Source organism: [Rhizobium] kunmingense, from assembly GCF_977018605.1.
Window position 1 is genome coordinate 3,736,031 of sequence record NZ_CDRNXG010000001.1, and the last position, 25,260, is coordinate 3,761,290.

A 25,260-nucleotide genomic window follows, 5' to 3' on the forward strand; every position below is an offset into this window, starting at 1 on the left:
TATAGTGCGGCCGGGGCCGAATGTGAAGCTTATGCGTCGGTCTTGGCTCAGTTCAGGAGACCCGCATGGCGAAGGGCAGCATCGATCGCCGCTTCCGTGGCCGGCTCAAGCTCGGAAACGAGCGGCGAGCGCACAAGCCGGTTCATGCCGCGCAGCTTGCTGAGGCCATACTTGGCACCGCAGAGGCCGGGCTCCATGAAGATCGCCTTGTGCAGCGGCATCAGGCGGTCCTGATATTCGAGCGCCTTGGCGTAATCGCCGGCGAGCGTTGCCGCCTGGAATTCGGCGCAGAGGCGCGGCGCGACATTGGCGGTAACCGAAATGCAGCCGGTGCCGCCATGGGCGTTGAAGCCGAGCGCCGTCGCATCTTCGCCCGAGAGCTGGACGAAATCCTTGCCGCAGGAAATGCGCTGCTCGGAGACGCGCTCGATCTTGCCGGTCGCATCCTTGACGCCGACGATGTTCTTGTGCGCCTTGACGAGCTTACCCATGGTTTCCGGCGTCATGTCGATGACCGAGCGGCCGGGAATGTTGTAGATGATGATCGGCAGCGAAACTGCCTCGGCAATCGCTGCGAAATGAGCATAGAGCCCCTTCTGCGTCGGCTTGTTGTAGTAGGGCGTGACGACCAGCAACGCATCGGCGCCGACTTCCTGGGCATGCTGGGCCAGCTCGATCGCTTCGGTCGTGTTGTTGGAGCCGGCGCCGGCGATGACAGGCACACGCTTGGCGGCCACTTCGACGCAGAGCTCGACGACACGCTTGTGCTCGTCATGCGACAGCGTCGGCGATTCGCCGGTCGTGCCGACCGGGACGAGGCCGGTGCTGCCTTCGGTGATCATCCACTCGACATGAGACGCAAACGCCTTCTCATCGACGGCCCCTTCAGCGGTAAAGGGTGTGACGAGCGCGGGGATCGATCCCTTGAACATGCATAAAACTCCCATGGCCGCGCTGGATGTTTCACTCCATGCTTCGGCCGCAATCAATAACTAAGGTCGCGCACCATAGAGCGGCTTAGAATTGCCGACAAGCGTAAAGCTCACGGGTTTATGATCTCTGCACGGCGCGAAATTGCGCAATGTCTGAAACACGGTAGGGTTTCGTTAACCGTGGCGGAGCCTAATGGGGTTAACCGATCAAGATCCATATCTTTCTGCGAGTTACCGGATGAAGAAGCCAGCGCTGATCCTCACCTTGGGATTGGGTGCAGCAAGCGTATCGAGCCTTGCGCTCGGTCAAGGCGGCGCTATGAGCGGCGGCATCGTGCCCTTGCCCTTTGCGCGGCCGAACGCAGCCATCAGCGTGCCGACGCCGTCATCCCCCTTGCCACCCATGGGCTCGCAGGCCTCCCCCTCACCGGCCCCCCCCTCTCTGGCAACGCCGGCGATGATGCCCGTGCCGGAGATCACCGGTTCCATCCCCCGCGTCGATCGGCCACTGGCATCGACCGCGCTCAAGACCGGCCTCGACGCGCTCTCCGATGACAATGCGGCGCAGGCGATCGCCGTGCGCAACGGCATGCCGTCCGGGTCGCTCGACCGGCAGATCCTCACCTGGGCGATCGCCAATTCCGGCATGCGTGATGTGCCCTACCGCGAAATCGCAGCAGCTGCCCGCGAGCTCTCCGGCTGGCCCGGCCTCGGCGGATTGCGCGCCCGCGAAGAACGGGCGCTCTACCGCGAAAACCCGCCGCCCGCCGCCGTGCTTGCAGCGATGGGCAAGTATGGCCCGCAGACGCCGGAAGGTGCGATGATCCTGGCCCGCGCGCAGGCCAGTTCCGGCCAGACGACTGAGGCCGGCCGCACCATCCGCGCGCTCTGGACCTCCGAAGCGCTCGATACGGCGACCGAGGACAGGGTGACGGGAGAATTCGGCACGCTCCTGTCCGCCGCCGATCACAAGGCACGGATGGATTACCTGATGTATCGCGGCCGTGTGGCCCAGGCGAAACGGTTCTCCGTACTCGGCAATGCGCAATCGCTCTACAAGGCATGGGCAGCGGTCGCCGCCAACGCCAAGAATGCCGGCCAGCTGATCAATGCCGTCGACGGGTCCTGGACAAGCGACCCCGCCTATCTGTTCATCCGCATCGAAAATGCCCGCCGGCAGGACGATTATGCCGAGGCGGCAAAACTGCTCGAGCGGGTGCCGCGCGATCCGGCAAAGCTGGTCAACGCCACGGAATGGTGGAACGAGCGGCGCATCATCGCGCGCGGCCTTGCCGACCGCGGCGAATTTCGCGCCGCCTACCGGCTCGTCGCCAACCATGTGGCGCAATCGGCGGTCGACAAGGCCGACGCCGAATTCCATGCCGGCTGGTATGCATTGCGGGCGCTGAACGACCCGACGACTGCAGAAACGCATTTCCGCAGGATCCTCGACGCCTCCAGCCGCCCGCTTTCGGCTTCACGTTCGCTCTACTGGCTCGGTCGCGCGGCCGAAGCCGGCGGACCGGGACAAGCGCGTTCTTTCTATGAGCAGGCGGCACGCTATTCCGGCACGTTCTACGGACAGATTGCGGCGGCAAAGCTCGGGCAATCGACGCTCAATGTCAGCTATCCCTCACCGACACCCCAGGATCGCCAGCGCTTCGCCGCCCGCGAGGTGGTGCGCGCCATTGCAAGGCTCGATGCCGTCGGTCACGACCGGCGTGCGGCGGCACTTTATGCCGCACTTGCCGAACAGATCGACAGCCCCGGCGAACTGGCTCTGTTGAGCGCGCGCGCCGAAGAACAGGGCGATCACGCGCTGTCCTTGAGGATCGGCAAGTCCGCATTCTCGCGTGGCGTCGATGTTGCCGCCCTCGCCTATCCGATCGGCGTCATTCCGGCCGGCGCCAACATCGCCGGGTCCGGCAAGGCACTTGCCTACTCGATCGCGCGGCAGGAAAGCGCCTTCAATCCGGCCGCCGTCTCGCCGGCCAATGCGCGCGGCCTGCTGCAGCTTCTGCCGGGCACCGCGCAAGGGGTGGCCAAGCGCCACGGAATGAGTTTCAAGGCCGAAAGGCTGACCAGCGATGCCGGCTACAACGCGACGCTCGGGGCGCATTATCTCGGCGAACAGATCGACGCCTTCGGCGGCTCCTACATCCTCACCTTCATCGCCTACAATGCCGGCCCGAAGCGGGTACCGGAATGGATCGCCCGCTACGGCGACCCACGCGGAAAATCCATCGACGAGGTGATCGACTGGGTGGAACGCATCCCCTTCCCCGAAACGCGCAACTACGTGCAGCGCGTGCTGGAGAATTACCAGGTCTACAAGACAAGGCTGGGGCAGAAGGCGGATATCGTTGCGGATCTGAGGTTCGGACGGCGGTAGGCTGCAAAGGTCATGTCCGCTCATGGGCTTGGTGTGGCCTGCCGCAGTCATTCCTTTCGAACAAGGAAGCCGAAAGGCAGCGCTTCGCTCCCATCCGCCCGCCTGTCCTCTTCCGGATGATCGTCGGCCCAACTGCGTGCGAGCAACGCGCCTATCACCTCGCGGACCGGGGAGCTGCCCATTGCACCGACCTTATCGCCAAAACACGAAAAAGCCCGGCACGAAGGCCGGGCTTTCCGATCAGATCTGAACGATCAGATTAGAACGAACGCTGCAGACGCAGGAACCCGTCCCAGTAGTCGTCGCCGTCGATGTCGTTGTAGTTGATGGTCGCCTTGGTGGTCAGGCCGGTCGTGATGGCGTAGTCAGCCGTCAGACCTGCACGCCATGCGTCACCGCCAACGAAGTCTTCGCCGTCGAAGGACACCTTATCCCAGTACTGAACGCCGGGGGTGATCTTGAACTTTTCGCTGACTGCGAAAGCGTATTCAGCACCGATCGTCCACTCAGCATCCTGCCAGTAGTAGTTGGCACCGGTTGCATAGGCAGCGAAGATGCCGAGCGAACCCGGCCCGAGGTCAGCCGAAAGCGTAGATGCGAAAGCGGCTTCTTCGTTTTCGAACTCGTAACCAGCGAAGAAGTCGATGGTTACAGCGCCGAACTTGCCGGTGATAACGCCGTTGACGCCGAGTTCATCCCAGTTGCTGGTTGCGCCGGTCGGACCGCCGGTCTTCCAGCCTTCCTGCGAGTCGAAAGCGTCGAACTGGCCGTAAACAGAGAACGCACCGCCGTCGAACGTGTAACGGATGGAGTTGTTCAGTGTGTTGCTGTTGGTATCCGACAGAACGGTTTCGCCCGGAAGGCCGTTATCGAAGTAATTGTAGAAGTAACCAACGCGAAGGCCACCCAGTTCGATGAAGGTTTCATCGAGAACGAAAGCTTCGTCGGTGTTGGTGTTGGCTTCGAGGTTGATGGTCGAAGCCAGCGTGCCGAACTCGGTGTCGGACTTGGCGTCGAGCGTCAGGTGGCCACGGGTGTTGGTGCGGTAACCGTCAACGACGCCGTCACCCGAACGACCGTCAACCTGTACGCGAACGTAGCCGCCGATCTTGAGGCAGGTCTCGGTACCCGGAATGTAGAAGTAACCCGTGCCGAAAGCGTCGCAGACGCGAACGTATTCCATCGGCTCCGGTTCGGCGGCGACGATGGCGTCGGCGGCCTGGGCAACAGTGACGCTCGCGAGCGCCGCAGTCGATGCAATCAGAAGGCTAGTGATTTTCATGAGGGGTTCCCCGGTCAGCAGTAGAACTTACGCTGATGAAGGTACATTCAGGTTGCAGCGGCCGACAAGCGAATAGGTGCGTTTGGCATCGCCGCCCTCAACAGTTGCATTAGAGAGTCACTTATTTGTCACAACTTTAGCGTCGGAATTCAACATTATCGCGGCCTCAACCGCCAAAGCTCAGTTGCCGTTCGATATCGAAATCTTTTGATTCGCCATTCGAAATACAAAAAGCCCGGCACAAAGGCCGGGCTTTCCGATCAGATCTGAAAGATCAGATTAGAACGAGCGCTGCAGACGCAGGAAGCCGTCGACGTAGTCGTCGCCGTCTTCGTCGTTGTAGTTGACGGTCGCCTTAGCAGACAGACCCGAGGTGATGGCGTAATCAGCCGTTACACCTGCGCGCCATGCATCACCACCGGTGAAGTCGCCAGCAACGTAGTCGATGTTATCCCAGTACTGAACGCCCGGAGTAACCTTGAACTTCTCGGTGACGGCGAATGCGTATTCAGCACCGACAGTCCACTCAGCAGCCTGGAAGTAACGGTTTGCACCGGTTGCGTAGGCAGCAAAGATGCCGAGCTTGCCAGCGCCGAGTTCAGCCGAGAGCGTGGAAGCGAAAGCAGCTTCTTCAGCGTCGAAGTCGTAACCAGCGAAGAAGTCGAGGGCTACGCCACCGAACTTGCCAGCGATAACGCCGTTAACGCCGAGCTCATCCCAGTTGCTCGTTGCGCCGGTCGGACCATCGGTCTTCCAGCCGTCCTGCGAGTCGAAAGCGTCAACCTGACCGTAAACCGAGAACACACCAGCGTCATAGGTGTAACGGAGCGAGTTGTTCAGCGTGTCAGCACCGGCGTTGTCAGACAGAACGGTTTCGCCCGGCAGACCGATATCGAAGTAGTTGTAGAAGTAACCGACCTGGAAGCCGCCGAGCTGAATGAAGGTTTCGTTCAGACGGAAGGTTTCGTCGGTGTTGGTGTTAGCGCGGAGCGTAACGACCGAACGCAGGGTGCCGAGTTCGGTGTCGGTGCGTGCGTCGAGCGAAACCTGACCACGAGTGTTGGTGCGGTAACCAGCTTCGTCGCTGTCGCTGTCCGAACGGCCGTCGACCTGAACGCGAACGTAGCCGCCGATCTTGAGGCAGGTTTCGGTGCCCGGGATGTAGAAGTAACCAGTGCCGAATGCGTCGCAAACGCGAACGTATTCCATCGGCTCCGGCTCAGCGGCGACGATTGCGTCGGCAGCCTGGGCGCCGGATACTGCTGCAAGAGCTGCAGCGGAGCCGAGAAGAAGGCTCTTGATGTTCATTTTTGACCTCCAGTCAAAGTTACATAAGGTTCGGTGTTTTTGACCGAAGGAAATACCTTCGAGCTCATCCCCGATTTCGAAACGGACGAACCACCGCCGCGTCTCTGATGTTGGAAAATACAAATCGTCGGCTGAGGCGCAACGACGAACTGGCTGGTAACAGACCTTTCACAGCCGCTTCCCAAAAACGTGTTGCCGAAAGAGCACAAAACCGCATGCGGCAATCGCTAAAAGTTTAGGTTTCGTTAAGAAAACATTTTTGTGACAGGGACTTAGCTGGCCGGCGCTGGATCTATACACGCACAGGAATGCGTGACTCTTGAGCAACATCCAGCGATTGCGGATGGCTTTGACGAAGCGATCGGGACTGTCGATTTTGGGTAATGGCGGAGAGGATGGGATTCGAACCCACGATACGCTTTTGACGTATACTCCCTTAGCAGGGGAGCGCCTTCGACCACTCGGCCACCTCTCCGGTGCGGCCTGATTATTGCGAATGAATTGCCAACGCAAGGTCTTTTCGCAAAAAGACGCAATCTGGATGTGGAGAGGCCGCCGATCCGGACTTGGCGGCCCTCCTTTTGCCGGGCAGATGGCCGGTTCAGTAGCCCGCGCCGGATACCGGGTTGCCGGTGCCGCGGCCATAACGGGAGGCCAGACGCTTCAATGTGACGGAGAGTTCCGTGACATCGGAGCCGACGGCCACGAATGTCGCGCCGAGCTCAAGATAACGACGGTTGAGCGTCTCGCTGAAGGTAAGGATGCCGGCCGGCTTGCCGGAGGCGATGATTCGTCCCAGCGCCGATTCGATGACGTCCTGAACTTCGGGCGCCTCGATTCGGCCCAGATAGCCGAGGTCGGCGGAAAGGTCGGCCGGGCCGATGAAGACGCCGTCGATACCGTCAATGGCGGCAATGGCCTCGATATTGGCTACTGCGGTGCGGGTTTCGGCCTGGACGAGGAGGCAGATCTCGTCGGCGGCGGTCTGCGCGTAATCCGGGATCGCATTATAGAGGGAGGCACGCGCGACCGCTGCCCCCAGCCCGCGGGTGCCGCGCGGCGGATATCGGACAGCCTGTACCAGCGCCTGCGCCTGTTCCGGCGTATCGACCATGGGAATGAGAAGCGTGCGGGCGCCGGCATCGAGCAGCTGCTTGATGAACCAGGTTTCGCCCGATGGCGGGCGTACGACCGGTTCGGCAGCGGACGGCGCGATGGCCCGCAGCTGCGCGATGATGCTGCGCAGGTCGTTCGGCCCGTGTTCCGAATCGATGACCAGCCAGTCGAAGCCGGCACCGGCCGCCAGTTCCGCCGGCAGCGCCTCGCCGGTGTTCAGCCACAGGCCGATCTGCGGCTCGCCGGCCCTGATGGCTGCCTTGAAGGCGTTTTTCGGTGCGGGCATGTCTCCTCCTATGCCGGTTCGTGTTCAAATCCTGTCGGAAAACCGTCAACCTAGCAGCTGCTTGAGGTCAGTCGCGGGGTCGGCCAGCAGCGCCCTGTCCGGGTTGATGCCGGTTTCCAGCATCTTCTTGCCGGTCACATAGGCCTTGGCATCGTTGATCGCATCGACGGCGATCAGCCTCCCGTCGCGGAAATACCAGACGGAAACGGCACCTTCGCGGGCACCGGGGCGCACCAGCGTGTCGTCATAACCGAGGTTGAAGCCGGCGATCTGCAGCTTCACGTCATACTGGTCGGACCAGAACCAAGGTTTTGGCGCATAGGGTTCAATACTGCCGGCAAGCGTTGCAGCCACCGATTCGGCCTGGTCGACGGCGTTCTGCACCGATTCGAGCCGGATACGGCCGTTCTCCCAGGGCAGCATGGCGCAATCGCCCATGGCGAAGATTGCAGGATCGGAGGTGCGGGCGAATTCATCGACGAGTATGCCGTTGCCAACATCGATGCCGCACTCCTGCGCCAGCCGGTCGTTCGGCGTCACGCCGATGCCGACGATGACGAAATCGATGTCGATGACCGAACCATCGGACAATTCGGCGGCGCGCACCTTGCCGTCGTCACCGATCAGGCGCGTCAGGCCGGTCTTCTCGCGAATCATCACGCCGCGCTGATCGTGGATGCCGCGCATGATGTCGGCGGTTTCGCTCGAGGCGACACGGGCGAGGATGCGGTCGGCCATTTCGATGAGCGTCACGTCGAGCCCGAGGCTGCGCGCGACGGCGGCTGCTTCAAGGCCGATATAGCCGCCACCGATGATGAGCAGCCTGCGGCCCTCCTTCATTTCCTCGGCCAGGCGATCGGCATCGCGCTTGTCACGTACGGTGAAGACGCCATCGAGATCGCCGCCGATGCTGGCCGGCAAGGTGCGCGGTGTGGAGCCGGTCGTCAGCGCCAATGTCTCGTATTCGAGGACGGAGCCGTCCTGCATGCGGATCATCTTTGCTTCCCGGTCGATTTCCTCGACATAGGTGGCAAGGCGGATTTCCACGTCATTGTCGGCAAACCAGGTCTCCGGCCGAAAGGTCAGGCGGTCGAAGCTCATTTCGCCAAGCAGATATTTCTTCGAAAGCGGCGGCCGCTGGTAGGGGATGACATCCTCCGAGCCGATCATTGTGATGGGCCGCTGGTCCTTCAGCGCCCGCAATTTGGCGGCAAGCGCAAATCCCGCCTGCCCTGCCCCGACGATCACCAATCTGCCAGCCACGTGTCACTCCCATGCCAATCTCGCCATCAGAGGCTTAGCACCAAAGACGGCGGCCCTACGGGTATCGTCGCGACGCGGAGCCGTCAACAACGCGACATGGCAACCGGCAATCCTTCCGCCGGCAGCTCCGATCTCCCGATGCGTAGTGAAGAATTGCGCAGATCGATAAAAATTTACCTCTCCGTTTCAGAATGCGTCAGCGGAGCAGGAATAAAGTCTCATCCGCGGGAGAGGATCAGGAGGATTACATGGCGCCGGTGACAGACCAGAACGAAGGCCAGGACCACGCGGCACCCGAGCGCCGCTTTGAAAAATTCACCATCGACCGACCCGGCAAGATCGTTATCGTCGGCCATCACCTGAGCACGCGGCAGAGCATCCGCTGCCTGATCCGGTCCATCTCGCTCCAAGGCGCAGACCTGGAGATCAGCCCGCATGTGCAGGTGCCGAAGAACTTCTTTCTCGCGATCCTCGGCATTCGCGACGAGATCGGCTGCACCGTGGTGCGCCGCGAGGAGGAGAAGGTGACGGTCAGCTTCAACATGCTGATCGATGCGGAATTCCTCCATCACGTCATCCGGCTGAGTTTCGAAACCAGCCATTGAGGCGTGCAGCCTTCGGCGTTCAGCGGCCTGCCCGCCGCCATCCGGCGGCGCGGGCATCCGCTTCCGTGCAGAACCAGCGCTCGCCATATTCCAGACGGATCCTCGTCGCGTCATAATATTCCTGGCCGGGAACGTGGTAGATGCGTTCGCCCGAGTTGATCGAGACATTGCCTTTTATGACGCAGGCCGGGCTGACGCTTGCCTGCAATTGCCCTGCCAGCCCCGGAAACAGCGCATGGCCGCCGGTGGCGAGAAAGCTGGCGGCAGACGCCGCGATGACGATCAACGGAAACTTGCCCATCACGCGATCCTGCACGGCAAAGATTGACCGGCAGTCTCTCAAGTCATTAAAGTTGTGCCGATCACTATTTTCGCCTCATGAGCGAAACAGGTCCTCGAATCGAATCCCGGTGGAAAAACCATCCGCACCGCGGGCCGGAACGGCAAATCGCACCCTTGCGCGGCAGCGAAAGCTTTCTATTGTGTGCCGGCTTTATAAACCGGACACGCCTGACATGACTGCCTTTTCCCGCTTCACACCGCTTATTGCCTCGCTGCCCTCGACCGTGCCCTTCATCGGGCCGGAAGCCCTTGAGCGAAAGAGCGGTTCCCCCGTCAAGGCGCGGATCGGCGCCAATGAAAACGGGTTCGGCCCCGCCCCTTCCGTGCTGGAAGCGATTTCGCTCGCCGCGACGGGAACGTGGAAATATGCCGACCCGGAAAATTTCGACCTGAAGGCGACACTCGCCGCGCATCTCGGCTGCAGCGCTGAAAATCTTGCGATCGGCGAAGGCATCGACAGTCTGCTCGGCCAGATCGTCCGCCTGGTGATCGATCCCGGCATGCCGGTGGTGACCTCCTTCGGCGCCTATCCGACCTTCAACTTCCATGTCGTCGGCCATGGCGGCAGGCTGGTGACCGTGCCTTACGCCAATGACCGGGAAGACCTCAACGGCCTTCTCGACGCAGTGCGCCGCGAAAACCCGCCGCTCGTCTATTTCGCCAACCCGGACAATCCGATGGGCAGCTGGTGGGATGCCGGCGATATCGTCGCCTTTGCCCGGGCGCTGCCGGCAACGACGCTGCTGATCCTCGACGAGGCCTATTGCGAAACGGCGCCTGAAGGGTCCGCACCGCCGATCGATGCCTTGATCGACATGCCGAATGTCATCCGCACACGCACCTTCTCCAAGGCTTATGGGCTTGCCGGCGCGCGCGTCGGCTACGCGATCACGACCGCCGGAACGGCCAAGGCATTCGACAAGATCCGCAACCATTTCGGCATGAACCGCATTGCGGTTGCGGCGGCCCATGCAGCGCTGAAGGACCGGGCCTATCTCGACCAGACGGTGGCCAATATCGTGGCATCGCGCGACCGGATTTCAGGTATCGCCGCCGCCAACGGGCTGCAGGCCCTGCCATCGGCGACCAATTTCGTCGCCATCGATTGCGGCCGCGACGCGGCTTATGCCCGCGCCATCGTCGAGGGGCTGCTGGGCCACGGCGTCTTCATCCGCATGCCGGGGGTCGAACCGCTCAACCGCTGCATCCGCATCAGCGCCGGGCCGGAGGCAGACATGGCGCTTCTGGAAGCGGCCTTGCCGCAGGTGCTGAAAACGCTTTGACGACGGGCAAGCCGGGCTGCAAAGCGCCCGGCTTCTTCCCTTATCGATAGCCGGTGTTCCGGTCAGACGACGCCGCCGTTGGAATAGAGCGTCTGGCCGTTCACCCACCAACCGTCCTCGCTGCACAGGAAGGCGACGACGCCGGCGATGTCGCTTGGCTCGCCGATCCGCCCGTGCGGTGTGCGGCTGGCAAAACCGGCCACCTGTTCATCGGTCTTGCCGTCGAGGAAGAGCGTGGTCGCCACAAGCCCCGGCGCGATCGCGTTGACGGAGATTTTCTTGCCGGCCAGTTCCTTGGCGAGGATGTTGGCATAGATTTCCATCGCCCCCTTGCTTGCCGCGTAAGGCCCGTAGGTCGGCGAGCGCAGTTGCACGATGCTGGACGACGTGGCGATGATCCGGCCGCCTTCACGCAGACGGCGCGCCGCCTCGCGCATCGTATTGAAACTGCCCTTCACATTGGTGTCGACCATCGTGTCGAAGGCTTCGTCGGTCATTTCGCTAAAAGGTGCGAGGTTCATCACGCCGGCATTGGCGATCGCGACATCGATGCCGCCGAAATTGCTCTCAGCCACATCGAACAGGCGCCGCACGGCAGCCGGATCGCGGATATCGGCCTGTTCCCACACGGCCTGGCCGCCGGCGGCCTCGATTTCCTTGACGACGCCGGCCGCCAGGTCACGGTTGACGCGGCAATTGACGACGACCCTGAACCCATCGGCCGCCAGTCTTCTGGCCGTCGCTGCACCGATGCCGCGGGACGAGCCGGTGACGATCGCCACCCTGTTCGCCGTCTGGAACTGCTGGGCCTGCGCCTGCCCGCCGCCCACGGCGGATGCCGCGGCAACAACGGCCGGCGCGATTGCTGCCGCGGAAAGGACCGTCCTGCGCGACAGGACGGATGTTCTGGACTTGTCTTCCATGATAGGGCTCCCCTGATATCTGCCGCAGACAGCCGCTCTCGTCGCGAGAAAGCGGTTTTCCCGGGCGCGAACGTCTGCCGTGTTGAACTGGCCATGCCGTGAGGTCACGATCCGGCCTTGCGCGCTCCCTTCCGTGGGCCACGGTCGGCAGCTCGCGCACCATTCTCAACTCACTCTCTTTTGGAAAGCAGGCACTTTAGAGTGTCGTGCGCACCGCCGGGAAAGAATTGGCAACCGCGGGAAAAATCACCGTTCACGAAGCGGGCACGTTCTCGTGTAGCCCTTCACGGCTGGCGAACCGGGCCGCTGGATGGCCGGGAGAACAGCAAAAGACCGCGCCGGCCTTGTTCCTGCCGGTCGCGGTCCAGAATTGTCGTCGGGCCATTGGCGGCCCGCCCTCCACAGTGTCTTGTCGCTCCGCCCTCTTTTCGGGGCGGATGGGAATTCATTCGAGCGCTTGACCGCTCAGTGCACCGTCATCCATTCGCGGGCGGCACGCAGGGCCTCGGCAAGCTGCATCTTGCTGAGTTGAGGGGTGAGGTCGGCACGCAGTTCGGCGGCGCGGTCGGACCCCTTGATGGCAGCGATGTTCAGCCATTTGTGGGCGGACACGAGGTCGATATCGACCCCGCGGCCCGTTGCATACATCAGGCCCATGTCGCAGAGAGCTTCTGCGCGGGCATCGCCACCCATGGTGGCCATTTCGTACGTCGTCATTTCAAAGCGTGCCATCGGTAGTGATCCCTGTTTAAAGACCGTTATTTGTTCTTCTGCCCTGTCTGATTACCGTCCGGATCGCCGTCTTGTGCGGCTTGTGTCGATCCTTCCGGCCGGCGGTTTTTCCCGCTCGTTTGATGACCCCAATATGCAGCCAAGGTTCAAAAATCCCGCTAAAAAGAATGCTTAACTTGCGGAAAACAAAGTTCAAATGCTTCGTAAATTTGAGTTTTCGTTAAGCACCACAGCCCCTGACTGTTAAGGGTTTTGCCGTTCTGTTTACGAAGCATTAGGATTTCGATCTAAACCCTTTGTTCAGCATGATTTTCGCTTGTGGTTTCATGGATGCGCGCAAAGTCGCCGCCAGGCGATGGCTGAATGCGCCGTCAGATCCTCGTTTCTAGGGCACGCCGCAACTTTACCTTTACGTGCCGGTAAGCTAATTTTCCCGGCGGGCGTTCGCTGCTGGAGGGCAGCGCGGTGCCCGACCATGATGCGGATCTGAGGAGGGATCTCATGCTGAAGGCTTTTGCCGCGATTGCGGCGATCACGATGATGACGGCGACCATGATGGCGGTTGCGGCGCAGGCCGCCGAACCCATCGAAGGCCGATGGAAGACCCAGAGCGGCGCGACCGCCGAAATCGGCCAATGCGGATCGGCCTATTGCGTCACGCTGAAAAGCGGCAAGCACGCGGGCAAGCAGATCGGCCGCATGTCCGGTTCCGGCGAAACCTATGCCGGCGAGATCACCGATCCCGAAACCGACAAGACCTATAGCGGCTCGGGTGCCGTAACGGGCAATGCCCTGAAGATGAAGGGCTGCGTACTGAAGGTTCTGTGCCGGACGCAGACATGGACGAGACTTTAACGACACGGCTCTGATCGATCCGGCTCGTCGGCGGGAGAAGGTCTTGCGACCTGCCTCCCGCTTGCTGGATTTAGGCTGGAATAAAAGGCGCCAGGCCCCGTTAATCACCCTGAACGCCGGATGAAACCTGTCCTCAGGGATCGTTCAGGCGTTCGCCACCATTCTGACATCATTGGCTTCGGGGAGTAGATCATGTCCGCAATCGCACGCCGTTTCGCAATCTTCACATTGATCGTCGCGGTCTTCGCCATCGGCTTTTCGGCGATCGTCGCCCATCCTTCGCGGATGGACCTTCGCGTTCATAGCGGTATCGAGACCGGTTGCACTCAGTTGGGCCGCTGCACAGCCACGATCTGACGGACACCGGAGCAGGCCTGCGCTGAAACGCACTGGCCAGAGCGGCAGAGAGCGCGCCGGTTGATGACGTCGTTTGATTGTCAGAAACTTCTACTTATAATGGCGCATGAACACACGAATCTCTCCCCTCGCCCCGCTTTCCTTCATCAGCCCCGAGGCTTTCGCTCCGCAGGCCTTCGACAATGCGGTCGATGCCGTGGATGCGCTGACGGTGCTTTACGAGCGCAATACCGCCTTCCTGATCGACGCCTTCGGCGATCTGGCCAAGGGCGGCACCGTGGCCGGGCGCTACCGTGCCTTCTATCCGCAGGTGTCGATCGAGACGACATCCTTCGGGCATGCCGATTCGCGTCTTTCCTACGGCCATGTGGCCTCGCCCGGCGTCTATACGACGACCGTCACCCGGCCAACACTCTTCCGCCATTACCTGATCGAGCAGCTGGACCTTCTGATCCGCAACCATGGTGTTCCGCTGATCGTATCGGAATCGACGACGCCAATCCCGCTGCATTTTGCCTTCGGTGAAGGGGCGCATGTGGAAGCGTCGGCATCGAGCGCCATGGCTGACATTCCGATGCGCGACCTCTTCGATACGCCGGATCTCAACAATACCGACGATCTGATCGCGAATGGCGAATACGAGGCGCCGGCCGGCGAGCCGGCACCGCTTGCGCCGTTTACCGCGCAGCGCATCGACTATTCGCTCGCCCGCCTCAGCCACTACACGGCGACGGGTGCCGAACATTTCCAGAATTTCGTGCTGTTCACCAATTACCAGTTCTATATCGACGAATTCGCGGCATGGGCGCGCAAGATGATGGCAGATGGCGGCGAAGGCTACTCCGCTTTCGTCGAGCCCGGCAATGTCGTGACCTATGCCGGAAACGACAAGCCTGAGACCACACCGATCACCCGCATGCCGCAGATGCCGGCCTATCACCTGAAGAAGGACGACCACTCGGGGATCACGCTCGTCAATATCGGCGTCGGCCCTTCCAACGCCAAGACGATCACCGACCATATCGCCGTGCTGCGCCCGCATGCCTGGCTGATGGTCGGCCATTGCGCGGGCCTGAGAAACAGCCAGCGGCTTGGCGACTATGTTCTTGCCCATGCCTATGTGCGTGAAGATCATGTGCTGGACGATGACCTGCCGGTCTGGGTGCCGATCCCGGCCTTGGCGGAAGTGCAGCAGGCGCTGGAGAGCGCAGTCGAGGAAGTCACCGGCTATGAGGGCTTCGAGCTTAAGCGGATCATGCGGACCGGCACGGTGGCCACGATCGACAACCGCAACTGGGAACTGCGCGACCAGGCAGGGCCGGTCAAGCGGCTCTCCCAGTCGCGCGCCATCGCGCTCGACATGGAGTCGGCGACCATCGCCGCCAACGGTTTCCGCTTCCGCGTGCCTTATGGCACGCTGCTCTGCGTCTCCGACCGGCCGTTACATGGCGAGCTGAAGCTGCCGGGCATGGCGACCGCGTTTTACCGCACCCAGGTCAGCCAGCACCTGCAGATCGGCATCCGCGCCGTGCAGAAACTCGCCGCCATGCCGACCGAGACGCTGCACTCACGCAAGCTCAGAAGCTTCTACGAGACGGCTTTCCAGTGACATTGTAGGCGCTTTCTTCGTGGTGTATGATAAGCAAACTTCATACACCACGAGGCGAATATGCGTACCAATATCGAATTGGATGACGAACTGATCGCCGAAGCAATGGAGCTTGGAGGTTTGCCGACCAAGAAGGCAACGGTCGATCAGGCTCTGCGCGACTTCGTGCGCATCAAAAAGCAACTCCGAGCCATCGACAATCTTGAAGGTATAGGCTGGGATAGTGACCTCGAATTATCTCGAGGTAACTCTGTGAGATATGGCAACTGGGGCTTTCAGGAGGGCGAATGATCGTCGCCGATAGCTCTGTCTGGATCTCGCTTTTTCGGAAGGATGACGTGGATGTGGCATCCCGGCTCCGATCGCTCATCCCGCGCGGCGTCGTCCTTGTCGGAGATATCATCCTGCTCGAAGTCCTCCAAGGCGCCCGCGACAATCATCAGGCCCGTTGGATAGAGCAGAATCTTCGAGATTTTCCGGTTGTGTCAATGTTGTCTCCCGCCTTGGCACTCAAGGCTGCCGCGAACTACAGAACATTGCGCGAGCGCGGCCGCACCATCAACAAGACGCCGGACCTCATCATCGGGACTTACTGTATCGAACACGGATACAGCCTTTTACAACGCGACAAGGATTACCTGCCGATGGCGGAACATCTGGGACTGAGGCTGGCCTGAGACAAATATTTGTCAGGGCAGCGAGGACCACCTGGCGAAGCTATTTACTCCCTCACCGTATCCCTCAAATGATCCAGTGCGTTGCGCAGCTTCCCGATCACCTCGTCGATTTCCGACCGACTGATCGTCAGAGCCGGCGAGGCCAGCATGCGGTCGCCGGTGGCGCGCATGATCAGGCCGTTCTCGACGCAATGATTGCGCACCAGCGAGCCGATATCGTCCGGCTTGGCATAACGCCGGCGGGTGGATTTGTCGGCCGCCAGTTGCAGGCCGCCGATCAGGCCGACGCTTTCCGCCTGGCCGACAACGGCGTGATCCTCAAGGCTTTTCCAGGCATCGGCAAAATATGGCCCGATATCGTCGCGCACCCGCTCGACCAGACCTTCCTCCTCGATGATGCGGAGGTTTTCCAATGCTGCGGCAGCGGCAACCGGATGGCCGGAATAGGTGAAGCCGTGAGCGAAGTCGCCGAAATCGTTGATCATCACGTCGGCGACGCGATCCGAGACAAGCACGCCGCCGATCGGAAGGTAGCCCGACGACAGGCCCTTGGCGATCGGGGCGAGATCCGGCTCGACGCCGAAATGCTGGTAGCCAAACCATGAGCCAAGGCGGCCAAAGCCGCAGATGACTTCGTCGGAGACGAGCAGGATGTTGCGGGCCTTGCAGATCCAGGCGATTTCCGGCCAGTAGGTTTCGGGCGGGATGATGACGCCGCCCGCCCCCTGGATCGGTTCGGCGACGAAGGCGGCGACACGATCCTCGCCCAGTTCGTCGATCTTGGCGTCCAGTTCGCGGGCCATTTTGAGGCCGAATTCGGCGGGCGAAAGATCGCCGCCATCGGCATACCAGTAGGGCTGGCCGATATGGTGCACGCCCTCGATCGGCAGATTGCCCTGCTCGTGCATGTGCTTCATGCCGCCGAGCGACGCACCGGCGACGGTGGAGCCGTGATAGGCGTTTTTCCGGGCGATCACCTGGATCTTTTCCGGCTTGCCGAGCGCCTTCCAGTAGACGCGGGCGATGCGGAACCAGGTATCGGTCGCTTCCGAGCCGGAGTTGGTGAAGAAGACGCGGTTCATCTTGCCGCCGGTCTTGGAGGCGATCTTCTGCGCCAGCAGCGTGGTCGGCGGCGTCGTGGTGCCGAAGAAGGAATTGTAATAGGGCAGTTCCTGCATCTGCCTGTAGGCCGCATCGGCAATCGACTTGCGGCCATAGCCGACATTGACGCACCAGAGGCCGGCGAAGGCATCGAGATATTTCTTGCCCGTGGAATCGTAGATATGGACGCCATCGGCCCGCTCGATGATGCGGGTGCCCTTGGCGTTCAGCTCCTTCATGTCGGAGAAAGGGTGCAGGTGATGGGCCGCGTCGATGGCTGCAAGGTTGGAAATCGCCGGCTTGTCGTTCATCGCATCGCTCTCCGTCATTCTCAGATTCTGCGGCTCAGATTGTGCGGTCAATTCTTATCGGTTACGAACGATGTTCCGCAACCTTAGAGATGCTGCTTCATGACCGATCGCGTTGAGCCCCATATCGAAATCCTGCTGGTCGGCATGAACGGGGATCTACGCGGCAAACGCATTCCGAAGTCGAAAGAGAAGAAGGTCTGGGACGGCGCCGTGCGCCTGCCCTCCTCCACCCAGTCGCTCGATATCTGGGGCGACGACAACGACGACATTACCGGGCTTTCCCTGTCTATCGGCGATCCGGACGGGCAGTGCATTCCAGACACGCGTTCGGCAGCACCAATGCCCTGGGGACCGGAGGGTTCGACCCAGGTTCTGGCGACGATGCACGAGATGGACGGCAGCCCCAGCTTCATGGACCCGCGCGCCATCCTCGCCAATCTCCTCAAGCGATTCGACGAGCGCGGGCTGACGCCGGTCGTGGCGACGGAGCTGGAATTCTACGTGGTGCAGGACGACTGGCGCGAGACGGGGCGCCCTCGCCCGCCGGAAAAACTGATGTACCGCGACGAGCCGAACGGCTTCCAGCTCTACGACATGAGCGCCGTCGATGCGCTCGACGATTACCTGCAGACGGTGCGCCACTGGGCGAAGCTTCAGGATATCCCGGCCGATGCGACGACGGCGGAATTCGGCCCCGGCCAGTTCGAGATCAATCTGCTGCACCGGGCCGATGCCCTGGCTGCCGCCGATGACTGCATCTACCTGAAGCGGATCGCCGAACAGGCGGCGCGCAAGTTCGGGATGAAATCCACCTGCATGGCCAAGCCCTATGGCGACCACGCGGGATCGGGCCTGCATGTGCATGCCAGCATCATCGACCGCGACGGCAACAACATACTCGACCCGAAGGGCGGCGATCCGGTCAAACTCAGGTCAGTCACGGCGGGCATGCTTCAGACGATGCGCGACGCGCAGCTGATCTTTGCGCCGTTCGCCAATTCCTATCGCCGCTTCCAGCCGGGTTCGTTCGCGCCGGTCGATATCGACTGGGGCTTGGGACATCGCGGCACCGCCGTTCGTATTCCCGACGCCAATGGTCCGGCCGCCCGTGTCGAGCATCGCGTCGCCGGTGCGGATGCAAACCCCTACCTGCTGCTCACCGCCATTCTGGGCGGCATGCTGCTTGGGCTTGTAGAAACGCTCGATCCGGGCCTGCCGACGGAGCCCGGCCAGGAGCCGCCCGAAGGCACGAAGCGTCTGACACATGATTTCCTCACCGCCGTCGAGGATTTTTCGGCATCGCCCTTCATCCGCGACGTGTTCGGCGAAGCCTACCGCAAGCTTTACGGCGACACGAAGCGCAAGGAAGCGATCGCCTATCTGCGCACGGTCAGCGATTTCGACTACAGGACCTATCTGCCACGGCTCTGAGAAGCCGGCGCGCAGTCGCGCCCGCCATCATCGCTCTTCGCCTGAGCCTTCGCTCCTGATATAGAGTCGAGGTACGGCTTGTCGCACCGGTCTGTACGGAAGCGACAGTGTCGCTGAGGACGTTGATCATGGGCATGATTTTCGCATTCCTTCGCTTGGGTATTGTCGCCAATTTCGTCATGGCAGCATCGGTCAGTCCTACGCTTGCCCAGGACGCGCCGCTGAAAATCATCGTCCGTCCCGGCCAGAGCAGTGTCGAGGTTGAGCAGATCCTCGATTTCGCCACGCGCAGCGGGCGGCCCGTGGAGATCGAGATCGGACAGGCAGATGCGGCAAAACCGGCCACGTTCGCGCAGCCAAGTGCCTCTCTAAATGCTGCAACGCAGGCCAGTGTCGCACAGCCGCCCGTGATTGCGGCTTCCGCAGCCGTCTCGCCAATTTCACCAGGCTCTCCGGCACCCCCAGCCCCGATGACGCCGACGCCCGAAATGATGGCGACGGATATGGGCATGGCGAAATGGACCCAGTTTTCCGCGGCGTTCATGCGCGGCGGGACAACGGCGCTTTCGGGTATCGGCGGATTGTTCAAGGCCATGGCGATGGCCGACGACAGGCTCGTCGGGGAAGGCAGCAATCGCACGCGTGTCCTGCTGATTGCGCTCGCCACCCTGTGTGCGGCAGCGACGCTAACGCTCCTCCTGCGCTACCTGATCGGCATCACATTCTCTCGCAGGGCCACCGCACACTCACCCCTCATCGGGATTGCCGGACAAAGCCTGAGGCGGATGGTCGGAGATCTCGCTTCGATCGGCTTTTTCCTGCTCGTCACTCGGTTCGCACTCGACACGCTGGAGACACCCGGCACCATCACAGAGCGGATGGTGCGTGGCATCGTCACGGCCTCTGTCGTTGCAGCGCTCTACGTCACGCTTGCAAGGCTTTTGTTCAAGACCAACAGGGACGGACAGAGCCTCTTGCCGATAAGCCGTCCCGAATGGCACTTCCGCATGCTCGTGACCTACGGGTTGATCAGCGCCGCCCTTGCCGAAATGGCCCGTCTTGCCGATGAGCTCGGCATAGACCGGCTGATCATCGACGGCTGGTTCCTGACCGGCAACACGCTGCTCACTCTGCTTAAACTCTTCTGGTTCATTGGCGGGCGCAACGATATCCGGTCGGCCTTCATCGGCGGCAATCCCGGCATCGTGCGTCGCGTGGCCGGCAATCTACTCCCGGAGTTCTATGTGGCGACGGCGCTCGTACTGTGGCTGATCTGCGTGCTGTTTGCAGGCACGCCAAACAGCATGCGCTGGATCTTTGCGGCAGGCTCGACGCAGATGGCGTTGCTCGCCCTGCCGATCATGGCGCTCGGCGCGCATGCGCTGGTGGAGAATATCGGCCGCAACTACGAGCGGACCCACGGCGCGGGACTTGCCGCCTCGCTGCTGGCAAGCCTCAAGGTATTATGCGCCGGTGCCGTCTGGATCGGTGGTCTGCATCTGATCACCACCATATGGGCGCCCTTCATGGGCGGACAGGCGGCGGATGCGACAAGCTGGATACTTTGGCTCGAGAGGCTGAGTTTCGCCGTGGTGGCAAGCTGGGCGATCGCGAGCTTCATCTGGAATTATTCGGAAGCACTCGCCCCCTCGCCAGCCGTCATGCTGCCCGGCCATGAGGATCAGGCCGAGAAACGCCAGACGAGCCGTTTGTCCACGGCCATGCCGGTGGTCCGCAACCTCGCTCTCGGCGCTGTCCTGGCCGTCGGTTCACTGGTTATCCTTAGCGCACTCGGCGTCAATGTGGCGCCGCTTCTGGCCGGTTTCGGCGTGCTGGGTCTTGCCCTGTCATTCGGCTCACAGGCGCTGGTGAAGGACATCGTGTCCGGCATTTTCTTCATTGCCGAGGACGCGTTCCGTATAGGCGAATATATCAGCACCGGCAGCCAGCAGGGTACGGTGGAACAGATCGCCATACGCTCGGTTCGGCTTCGCCACCACAATGGGCCGATCCATACCGTGCCCTTCGGGCAGATCACCTCGGTCAGCAATTTCAGTCGCGACTGGGGAACGATCAAGTTCCAGCTCAAATTCGAGCGAGACAGCGACCCCGAACTCATCCGAAAGACGGCCAAAAAGGTCGGGATCGCAATGCTGGCCGACCCGGAATTCGGCACCGATTTTCTCGTACCGCTAAAGATGCAGGGTATTCAGGACATCACCGAGAACTCGATCGTCGTGCGCTTCAAATTCACTAGCGTGCCCGGCAATCCAAGCATCATCAAGCGCGAGGCGATAAAGCGGCTGATCGCCGCCTGCAAGACCGCCGGGCTTGAGTTCGCCTCGAATGCGGTCACAGTCCGGTCTCGGGGAGACGGCGCCGCAGATGACGCTGCTGCGGCATCCTATATTCCACCTCTGGCGCCAGCGGTGTCTGCCTGATCTTAGAGCGTTTCAATTTAACTAGAAAACGCTCTTAGGGCAGAGATCAAATCCCGCTCCCGTCCCGCTCGACGATCTCCTTCTGCGGTATCTGGTCGACGAGAACCTTCAACTCGCCGGCATGGATTTTCAGCAGGATATCCCGTTCCATCGGCAGAAGCTCGCCGTCGATGACGCAGCGGACATCCTTGCGATGGCGGGGAAAATGCAGTTCCAGCTCGGTCACGGTCATCGCCGTTACCGCCTCATTGTCCTTCAGTCGGCCGCGCAGGATATCGAGGGTGAGCTTGGCGACGCCCGCCGGCGTCAGCGGATCGGCGATGTAGAAGCCGAGATGGCCGCGGGTCACATCGTCGGCATACATCAGCGCATCCTGGCCGAACTCGTTGTTCGACACCGAAATCGCCGAGACCTTGCGATAGCCACTCTGATCGCCTGTATTGAATTCCACCTCGAATTCCGGCGGATTGAGCATCACGCCGATCGCCGCACGGGTGCTGGCGCGGATCTTGCCGAGCCTTGAGGCGTAGCTCATGGAATTGCGATAGCGCACCATGCGCGCATGCAGCCCGGCGGAGAACTGGTGGACGAAACTGCGGCCGTTGGCGCTGGCGATGTCGACATCGCGCGGGCTGGCCTTGGCGAGAAAGTCGATCGCCTCCCAGATGTCGAGCGGGATCTTCAACGAACGGGCAAACAGGTTCATCGTGCCGGCCGGTACGATGCCGAGCGCGATACCGCTCTTCCAGGCGATCGAGGATGCCGCCGAAATCGTGCCATCACCGCCGCCGGCAATCAGCCCATCGACGCCGGATAGGGATGCCGCCTTCTCCATCGTCTCGACGACCTTGTCGCCCGGCACGACATGGCACTCGATCTCATGGCCGGCACCTTCGAACGCCCGCAGCGCATGGGCACAATAGGCGTCCATGTCGGTGGTGCGGAAGGTGCCGCCATCGCGGTTGAAAACTGCGTAAAGGTTCATCGAATACCTGGATAAGGAGCAATAGGGCGGCGTGAAAACGACTGATGGAGGAAATGGTTGCCTTTATCGCCGCGATCAATGGGGCAGGCACGAGATATGCGGGCGGCGTGTGAAAATTTGACGAAATCCATTCTTTTTCTACCGCATTGCACAATGACATGCTAATTTCATCGCAGTCTTCGGCGTTCCGGCGGTCAATTTCTCCCATGAACCGGACGCCGCCAATCCGATTTTCTTTTTAAGATCCGACATCATGACCCATAGCGCACCCTCGATCGATGCCGCGCAGCCTGCGGCCGAGCATCAATCCCTCACGCCATTCGCCATCCTCCTGATCGAGTTCGCGCTCGCCGTCGGCGGCTTCGGTATCGGCACCGGCGAATTCGTCATCATGGGGCTGTTGCCCGATGTCGCATCGACCTTCGACGTCTCCATCCCGATGGCGGGCTATGTGATCAGCGCCTATGCGCTTGGCGTCGTCATCGGTGCGCCGATCATTGCGGTGCTTTCGGCCAAACTGCCACGCCGTACTCTGCTTTTGTGGCTGATGGGCGTGTTCGCCGTCGGCAACATTCTCTCCGCCATGGCGCCGGACTTCTGGAGCTTTACCATCCTGCGGTTCATCACCGGTCTGCCGCATGGCGCCTATTTCGGTGTCGCCTCGCTGGTGGCCGCATCCATGGTGCCGCCGAACAAGCGGACGCGGGCCGTCGGCCGCGTCATGCTGGGCCTCACTGTCGCCACGCTTCTCGGCACACCGCTTGCCACGTTCATGGGGCAGATGCTGTCATGGCGCGCCGCCTTCTATCTGGTCGGCGGCATCGGCCTTCTGACCGTGGCGCTCGTCTGGTATTTCAAGCCGAAGGACAAGGTGCGCGAAGGCGCCAGCATTCGCAGCGAACTCGGCGCGTTCGGCAAGACGCAGGTGTGGCTGACGCTCGGGATCGCCGCAATCGGCTTCGGCGGCATGTTCTCGGTATTCAGCTATATCGCCTCGACGACAACCCAGACGGCCGGCCTGCCCGCCACGCAGGTGGCCTTCGTGCTGGCACTGTTCGGCATCGGCATGAATGTCGGCAATATCGTCGGCTCGCGACTGGCCGATATCTCGCTGACCGGCACGATCGGCGGCTCGATGGCCTTCTATACAATCGTCATGCTGGTCTTTGCCACGTTCGCGCATATCCCGGTCATGCTCTACATCACCGTCTTCCTGGTCGGCTGCGGCTTTGCCTGCGGCCCGGCGCTGCAGACGCGGCTGATGGATGTGGCCGCGGATGCGCAGACGCTTGCCGCCGCCTCCAACCATTCGGCATTCAACATCGCCAACGCCCTTGGCGCGGCGCTCGGCGGCCTCGTGATCTCCTGGGGCTGGGGCTATGCCGCAACCGGTTATGTCGGCGCGGTCCTCTCCGCCCTCGGGCTTGGCGTGTTCTTCATCTCCATGGCACTGGAGAAAAAGGCGGCCCGGTAAACGTGCCCTTCGATCGACCAGTTCAGGCCGCCCTCGAGGCGGCCTTTTGCTTGGGCTGAAGGATCGTCTGGCGACCGCCTTCGCAGGCGACATGCTCGGCGCCCCAGGCACGCAGCGCCGCGATGACCGGCTCGATGCTGAGGCCGAGCGGCGTTACCGCATACTCGACCCGCGGCGGCACGACGGGATAGACCTTGCGGCTGATCAGCCCGTCATCCTCCAGTTCGCGCAGCTGCTTGGTCAGCACGCGCTGCGTGACCGAGGGAATGTGGCGGCGCAGCGCGTTGAAGCGCAGCGTCCCCTCCTCCAGAAGATGATGGAGGATGACGCCCTTCCACTTGCCATCGATGAAGCTCAGCGTCGCTTCAACCGGGCATCCGGGAAAATGTTCGATCAGTTTTGCGCGCGGCTTGGACATCAGCCGATCCTTCCACGGTATCCTTTTGGGTACTATAGGCCCAAAATGTGCATTCTTGCCTTGAAGGAGCATAGGCGCCATTTAGGCATTCAGCAACGCAATGAAGGAGACAATCATGCGCGCCGTCGGTTTCAACCAGCCCCAGCCCATCACCAGCGACACATCTCTTCTCGATATAGAGCTGCCGGTGCCGGAAGCCACGGGGCGAGACCTGCTGGTCGAGATCAGGGCGGTCTCGGTCAATCCGGTCGACACCAAGGTGCGCGCCTCGGCTGCCGTGGAGGCGGGCCAGCACCGTATCCTGGGCTATGATGCCGCCGGCGTGGTCAAGGCCGTCGGGCCGGACGTCAAGCTGTTCAAGCCGGGCGACGAGGTCTATTACGCCGGCACGATCAACCGCCCAGGCACCAATGCCGAGTTCCACCTGGTCGACGAACGGATCGTTGGAAAGAAGCCGAAGACGCTCAGCTTCGAGGAGGCTGCCGCCCTGCCCCTGACCGCGATCACCGCCTATGAGGCGCTGTTCCACAGGATGAAGGTGCAGGACAAGATCACCGGCGCCTGGAACGCAGTGCTGGTGATCGGCGGTGCCGGCGGCGTCGGCTCGATCGCCATCCAGCTTCTGCGCGAACTGTCCGATGCAACCGTGATCGGTACGGCGTCGCGGCCGGAAACGATGGACTGGGTCAAGACACTCGGCGCCCATCACGCACTCGACCACTCTAAGCCGATGGCGCCGCAATTGCAGCAGATGGCGATCGGCGCACCCGCCTTCGTCTTTTCCACCACCCATACGGACGAGCATGCTGCCGACATCGTCGAGCTTCTGGCACCGCAGGGGCGACTGACATTGATCGACGATCCGCAGGACCCGTTCGACCTGCGCCCCTTCAAGCTGAAGGCGCTGTCGGTGCATTGGGAACTGATGTTCACCCGGCCGCTGTTCCAGACCGCCGACATGATCGAGCAGCACAAGCTCCTCAACCATGTGGCCGAACTGGTCGATGCCGGCCGGATCAAGACGACGATGACCGAAACTCTGGGCACCATCAACGCCGCCAACCTGAAGACGGCGCATGGCATGATCGAAAGCCACCGGACGCGCGGCAAGATCGTTCTTTCCGGCTTCTGACGGTA

The 25,260-nt window shown here is 61.6% G+C and carries 23 protein-coding genes and 1 tRNA gene; 12 read left to right on the forward strand and 12 right to left on the reverse strand.

All coding sequences use genetic code 11. The features are described 5' to 3' along the window. Positions 1-47: 47 nt before the first annotated feature. On the reverse strand, positions 48-932 hold the full coding sequence (gene dapA, locus AC0JZ4_RS18105; RefSeq protein WP_471887700.1) for a 4-hydroxy-tetrahydrodipicolinate synthase: 885 nt from the start codon (positions 930-932) through the stop codon (positions 48-50). Positions 933-1,170: 238 nt separating this feature from the next. Here dapA and AC0JZ4_RS18110 point away from each other — a divergent pair, with 238 nt between their 5' ends. Then, positions 1,171-3,324 (forward strand): lytic transglycosylase domain-containing protein, encoded by a 2,154-nt coding sequence (locus AC0JZ4_RS18110; RefSeq protein WP_471887701.1) that lies wholly within the window; start codon positions 1,171-1,173, stop codon positions 3,322-3,324. Positions 3,325-3,583: 259 nt separating this feature from the next. Here the strand turns inward: AC0JZ4_RS18110 and AC0JZ4_RS18115 are convergent, their stop codons facing one another. The 5 genes from AC0JZ4_RS18115 to AC0JZ4_RS18135 all read right to left on the reverse strand — a co-directional run bounded on the left by AC0JZ4_RS18115 (position 3,584) and on the right by AC0JZ4_RS18135 (position 8,579). Continuing rightward, entirely contained in the window at positions 3,584-4,606 is a 1,023-nt protein-coding gene (locus AC0JZ4_RS18115; protein ID WP_471887702.1) for a porin, read from the reverse strand. A gap of 279 nt (positions 4,607-4,885) precedes the next feature. Continuing rightward, a complete protein-coding gene (locus AC0JZ4_RS18120; RefSeq protein ID WP_471887703.1) occupies positions 4,886-5,914 on the reverse strand; it encodes a porin in 1,029 nt (342 codons plus the stop codon). A 384-nt stretch (positions 5,915-6,298) separates the two neighbouring features. Continuing rightward, positions 6,299-6,389 (reverse strand) — tRNA-Ser (locus AC0JZ4_RS18125). A gap of 126 nt (positions 6,390-6,515) precedes the next feature. Continuing rightward, complete coding sequence (locus AC0JZ4_RS18130) at positions 6,516-7,316, reverse strand: HpcH/HpaI aldolase family protein (RefSeq protein WP_471887704.1); 801 nt, start codon at positions 7,314-7,316, stop codon at positions 6,516-6,518. A gap of 45 nt (positions 7,317-7,361) precedes the next feature. Beyond that, positions 7,362-8,579 (reverse strand): NAD(P)/FAD-dependent oxidoreductase, encoded by a 1,218-nt coding sequence (locus AC0JZ4_RS18135; RefSeq protein ID WP_471887705.1) that lies wholly within the window; start codon positions 8,577-8,579, stop codon positions 7,362-7,364. Positions 8,580-8,827: 248 nt separating this feature from the next. Here AC0JZ4_RS18135 and AC0JZ4_RS18140 point away from each other — a divergent pair, with 248 nt between their 5' ends. Beyond that, positions 8,828-9,184 carry a PilZ domain-containing protein gene (locus AC0JZ4_RS18140; RefSeq protein ID WP_471887706.1) on the forward strand — a complete coding sequence of 119 codons (357 nt, stop codon included), beginning with the start codon at positions 8,828-8,830 and terminating at the stop codon, positions 9,182-9,184. 19 nt (positions 9,185-9,203) lie between these two features. On the opposite strand, the gene AC0JZ4_RS18145 is transcribed toward AC0JZ4_RS18140, so the two are convergent. Next, positions 9,204-9,485, reverse strand: coding sequence for a sunset domain-containing protein (locus AC0JZ4_RS18145; protein ID WP_471887707.1), 282 nt, complete (start codon positions 9,483-9,485; stop codon positions 9,204-9,206). Between the two features lie 214 nt (positions 9,486-9,699). Here AC0JZ4_RS18145 and AC0JZ4_RS18150 point away from each other — a divergent pair, with 214 nt between their 5' ends. Next, on the forward strand, positions 9,700-10,809 hold the full coding sequence (locus tag AC0JZ4_RS18150) for a pyridoxal phosphate-dependent aminotransferase (RefSeq protein WP_471887708.1): 1,110 nt from the start codon (positions 9,700-9,702) through the stop codon (positions 10,807-10,809). A 62-nt stretch (positions 10,810-10,871) separates the two neighbouring features. Here the strand turns inward: AC0JZ4_RS18150 and AC0JZ4_RS18155 are convergent, their stop codons facing one another. Together AC0JZ4_RS18155 and AC0JZ4_RS18160 are read right to left on the reverse strand one after the other, a co-directional pair. Then, on the reverse strand, positions 10,872-11,732 hold the full coding sequence (locus tag AC0JZ4_RS18155; protein ID WP_471887709.1) for an SDR family oxidoreductase: 861 nt from the start codon (positions 11,730-11,732) through the stop codon (positions 10,872-10,874). 465 nt (positions 11,733-12,197) lie between these two features. After that, positions 12,198-12,464 (reverse strand): SEL1-like repeat protein, encoded by a 267-nt coding sequence (locus AC0JZ4_RS18160; RefSeq protein WP_471887710.1) that lies wholly within the window; start codon positions 12,462-12,464, stop codon positions 12,198-12,200. A 537-nt stretch (positions 12,465-13,001) separates the two neighbouring features. Here AC0JZ4_RS18160 and AC0JZ4_RS18165 point away from each other — a divergent pair. From AC0JZ4_RS18165 to vapC, 5 genes are all read left to right on the forward strand, one after another. Beyond that, on the forward strand, positions 13,002-13,319 hold the full coding sequence (locus tag AC0JZ4_RS18165) for a DUF2147 domain-containing protein (protein ID WP_471887936.1): 318 nt from the start codon (positions 13,002-13,004) through the stop codon (positions 13,317-13,319). 192 nt (positions 13,320-13,511) lie between these two features. After that, positions 13,512-13,676 (forward strand): hypothetical protein, encoded by a 165-nt coding sequence (locus AC0JZ4_RS18170; RefSeq protein ID WP_471887711.1) that lies wholly within the window; start codon positions 13,512-13,514, stop codon positions 13,674-13,676. A gap of 106 nt (positions 13,677-13,782) precedes the next feature. Beyond that, the gene (amn, locus tag AC0JZ4_RS18175; protein ID WP_471887712.1) at positions 13,783-15,285 is read left to right on the forward strand and encodes an AMP nucleosidase; all 1,503 of its coding nucleotides are present in this window, start codon (positions 13,783-13,785) and stop codon (positions 15,283-15,285) included. A 60-nt stretch (positions 15,286-15,345) separates the two neighbouring features. Beyond that, entirely contained in the window at positions 15,346-15,576 is a 231-nt protein-coding gene (locus AC0JZ4_RS18180; RefSeq protein ID WP_471887713.1) for a type II toxin-antitoxin system VapB family antitoxin, read from the forward strand. Beyond that, positions 15,573-15,962, forward strand: coding sequence for a type II toxin-antitoxin system VapC family toxin (gene vapC, locus AC0JZ4_RS18185; protein ID WP_471887714.1), 390 nt, complete (start codon positions 15,573-15,575; stop codon positions 15,960-15,962). Before AC0JZ4_RS18180 ends, vapC begins: the two co-directional genes overlap by 4 nt. Before the next feature lie 44 nt (positions 15,963-16,006). Here vapC and AC0JZ4_RS18190 read toward each other — a convergent pair whose 3' ends face one another. After that, positions 16,007-17,392 (reverse strand): aspartate aminotransferase family protein, encoded by a 1,386-nt coding sequence (locus tag AC0JZ4_RS18190; RefSeq protein WP_471887715.1) that lies wholly within the window; start codon positions 17,390-17,392, stop codon positions 16,007-16,009. 81 nt (positions 17,393-17,473) lie between these two features. Between AC0JZ4_RS18190 and AC0JZ4_RS18195 the strand changes: the two genes are divergently transcribed. Continuing rightward, positions 17,474-18,805, forward strand: a complete 1,332-nt coding sequence (locus tag AC0JZ4_RS18195) for a glutamine synthetase family protein (RefSeq protein ID WP_471887716.1) — start codon at positions 17,474-17,476, stop codon at positions 18,803-18,805. A 128-nt stretch (positions 18,806-18,933) separates the two neighbouring features. Beyond that, entirely contained in the window at positions 18,934-21,246 is a 2,313-nt protein-coding gene (locus AC0JZ4_RS18200; protein WP_471887717.1) for a mechanosensitive ion channel family protein, read from the forward strand. A gap of 46 nt (positions 21,247-21,292) precedes the next feature. Here AC0JZ4_RS18200 and AC0JZ4_RS18205 read toward each other — a convergent pair whose 3' ends face one another. Continuing rightward, positions 21,293-22,231 carry a diacylglycerol/lipid kinase family protein gene (locus AC0JZ4_RS18205; protein ID WP_471887718.1) on the reverse strand — a complete coding sequence of 313 codons (939 nt, stop codon included), beginning with the start codon at positions 22,229-22,231 and terminating at the stop codon, positions 21,293-21,295. 253 nt (positions 22,232-22,484) lie between these two features. On the opposite strand from AC0JZ4_RS18205, the gene AC0JZ4_RS18210 reads away from it, so the two are divergent. Then, entirely contained in the window at positions 22,485-23,705 is a 1,221-nt protein-coding gene (locus AC0JZ4_RS18210) for an MFS transporter (RefSeq protein WP_471887719.1), read from the forward strand. A gap of 22 nt (positions 23,706-23,727) precedes the next feature. Here the strand turns inward: AC0JZ4_RS18210 and AC0JZ4_RS18215 are convergent, their stop codons facing one another. After that, positions 23,728-24,123, reverse strand: a complete 396-nt coding sequence (locus tag AC0JZ4_RS18215) for a winged helix-turn-helix transcriptional regulator (protein WP_471887720.1) — start codon at positions 24,121-24,123, stop codon at positions 23,728-23,730. Between the two features lie 115 nt (positions 24,124-24,238). Here AC0JZ4_RS18215 and AC0JZ4_RS18220 point away from each other — a divergent pair, with 115 nt between their 5' ends. Then, the gene (locus AC0JZ4_RS18220; protein ID WP_471887721.1) at positions 24,239-25,255 is read left to right on the forward strand and encodes a zinc-binding alcohol dehydrogenase family protein; all 1,017 of its coding nucleotides are present in this window, start codon (positions 24,239-24,241) and stop codon (positions 25,253-25,255) included. Positions 25,256-25,260 lie beyond the last annotated feature (5 nt).

Coding starts and splice junctions, on each gene's coding strand:
- dapA (WP_471887700.1), bottom strand. CDS start 932: ATGTTCAAGGGATCGATCCCCGCGCTCGTCACACCCTTTACCGCTGAA.
- AC0JZ4_RS18110 (WP_471887701.1), top strand. CDS start 1,171: ATGAAGAAGCCAGCGCTGATCCTCACCTTGGGATTGGGTGCAGCAAGC.
- AC0JZ4_RS18115 (WP_471887702.1), bottom strand. CDS start 4,606: ATGAAAATCACTAGCCTTCTGATTGCATCGACTGCGGCGCTCGCGAGC.
- AC0JZ4_RS18120 (WP_471887703.1), bottom strand. CDS start 5,914: ATGAACATCAAGAGCCTTCTTCTCGGCTCCGCTGCAGCTCTTGCAGCA.
- AC0JZ4_RS18130 (WP_471887704.1), bottom strand. CDS start 7,316: ATGCCCGCACCGAAAAACGCCTTCAAGGCAGCCATCAGGGCCGGCGAG.
- AC0JZ4_RS18140 (WP_471887706.1), top strand. CDS start 8,828: ATGGCGCCGGTGACAGACCAGAACGAAGGCCAGGACCACGCGGCACCC.
- AC0JZ4_RS18145 (WP_471887707.1), bottom strand. CDS start 9,485: ATGGGCAAGTTTCCGTTGATCGTCATCGCGGCGTCTGCCGCCAGCTTT.
- AC0JZ4_RS18150 (WP_471887708.1), top strand. CDS start 9,700: ATGACTGCCTTTTCCCGCTTCACACCGCTTATTGCCTCGCTGCCCTCG.
- AC0JZ4_RS18155 (WP_471887709.1), bottom strand. CDS start 11,732: ATGGAAGACAAGTCCAGAACATCCGTCCTGTCGCGCAGGACGGTCCTT.
- AC0JZ4_RS18160 (WP_471887710.1), bottom strand. CDS start 12,464: ATGGCACGCTTTGAAATGACGACGTACGAAATGGCCACCATGGGTGGC.
- AC0JZ4_RS18165 (WP_471887936.1), top strand. CDS start 13,002: ATGATGACGGCGACCATGATGGCGGTTGCGGCGCAGGCCGCCGAACCC.
- AC0JZ4_RS18170 (WP_471887711.1), top strand. CDS start 13,512: ATGTCCGCAATCGCACGCCGTTTCGCAATCTTCACATTGATCGTCGCG.
- amn (WP_471887712.1), top strand. CDS start 13,783: ATGAACACACGAATCTCTCCCCTCGCCCCGCTTTCCTTCATCAGCCCC.
- AC0JZ4_RS18180 (WP_471887713.1), top strand. CDS start 15,346: ATGCGTACCAATATCGAATTGGATGACGAACTGATCGCCGAAGCAATG.
- vapC (WP_471887714.1), top strand. CDS start 15,573: ATGATCGTCGCCGATAGCTCTGTCTGGATCTCGCTTTTTCGGAAGGAT.
- AC0JZ4_RS18190 (WP_471887715.1), bottom strand. CDS start 17,392: ATGACGGAGAGCGATGCGATGAACGACAAGCCGGCGATTTCCAACCTT.
- AC0JZ4_RS18195 (WP_471887716.1), top strand. CDS start 17,474: ATGACCGATCGCGTTGAGCCCCATATCGAAATCCTGCTGGTCGGCATG.
- AC0JZ4_RS18200 (WP_471887717.1), top strand. CDS start 18,934: ATGGGCATGATTTTCGCATTCCTTCGCTTGGGTATTGTCGCCAATTTC.
- AC0JZ4_RS18205 (WP_471887718.1), bottom strand. CDS start 22,231: ATGAACCTTTACGCAGTTTTCAACCGCGATGGCGGCACCTTCCGCACC.
- AC0JZ4_RS18210 (WP_471887719.1), top strand. CDS start 22,485: ATGACCCATAGCGCACCCTCGATCGATGCCGCGCAGCCTGCGGCCGAG.
- AC0JZ4_RS18215 (WP_471887720.1), bottom strand. CDS start 24,123: ATGTCCAAGCCGCGCGCAAAACTGATCGAACATTTTCCCGGATGCCCG.
- AC0JZ4_RS18220 (WP_471887721.1), top strand. CDS start 24,239: ATGCGCGCCGTCGGTTTCAACCAGCCCCAGCCCATCACCAGCGACACA.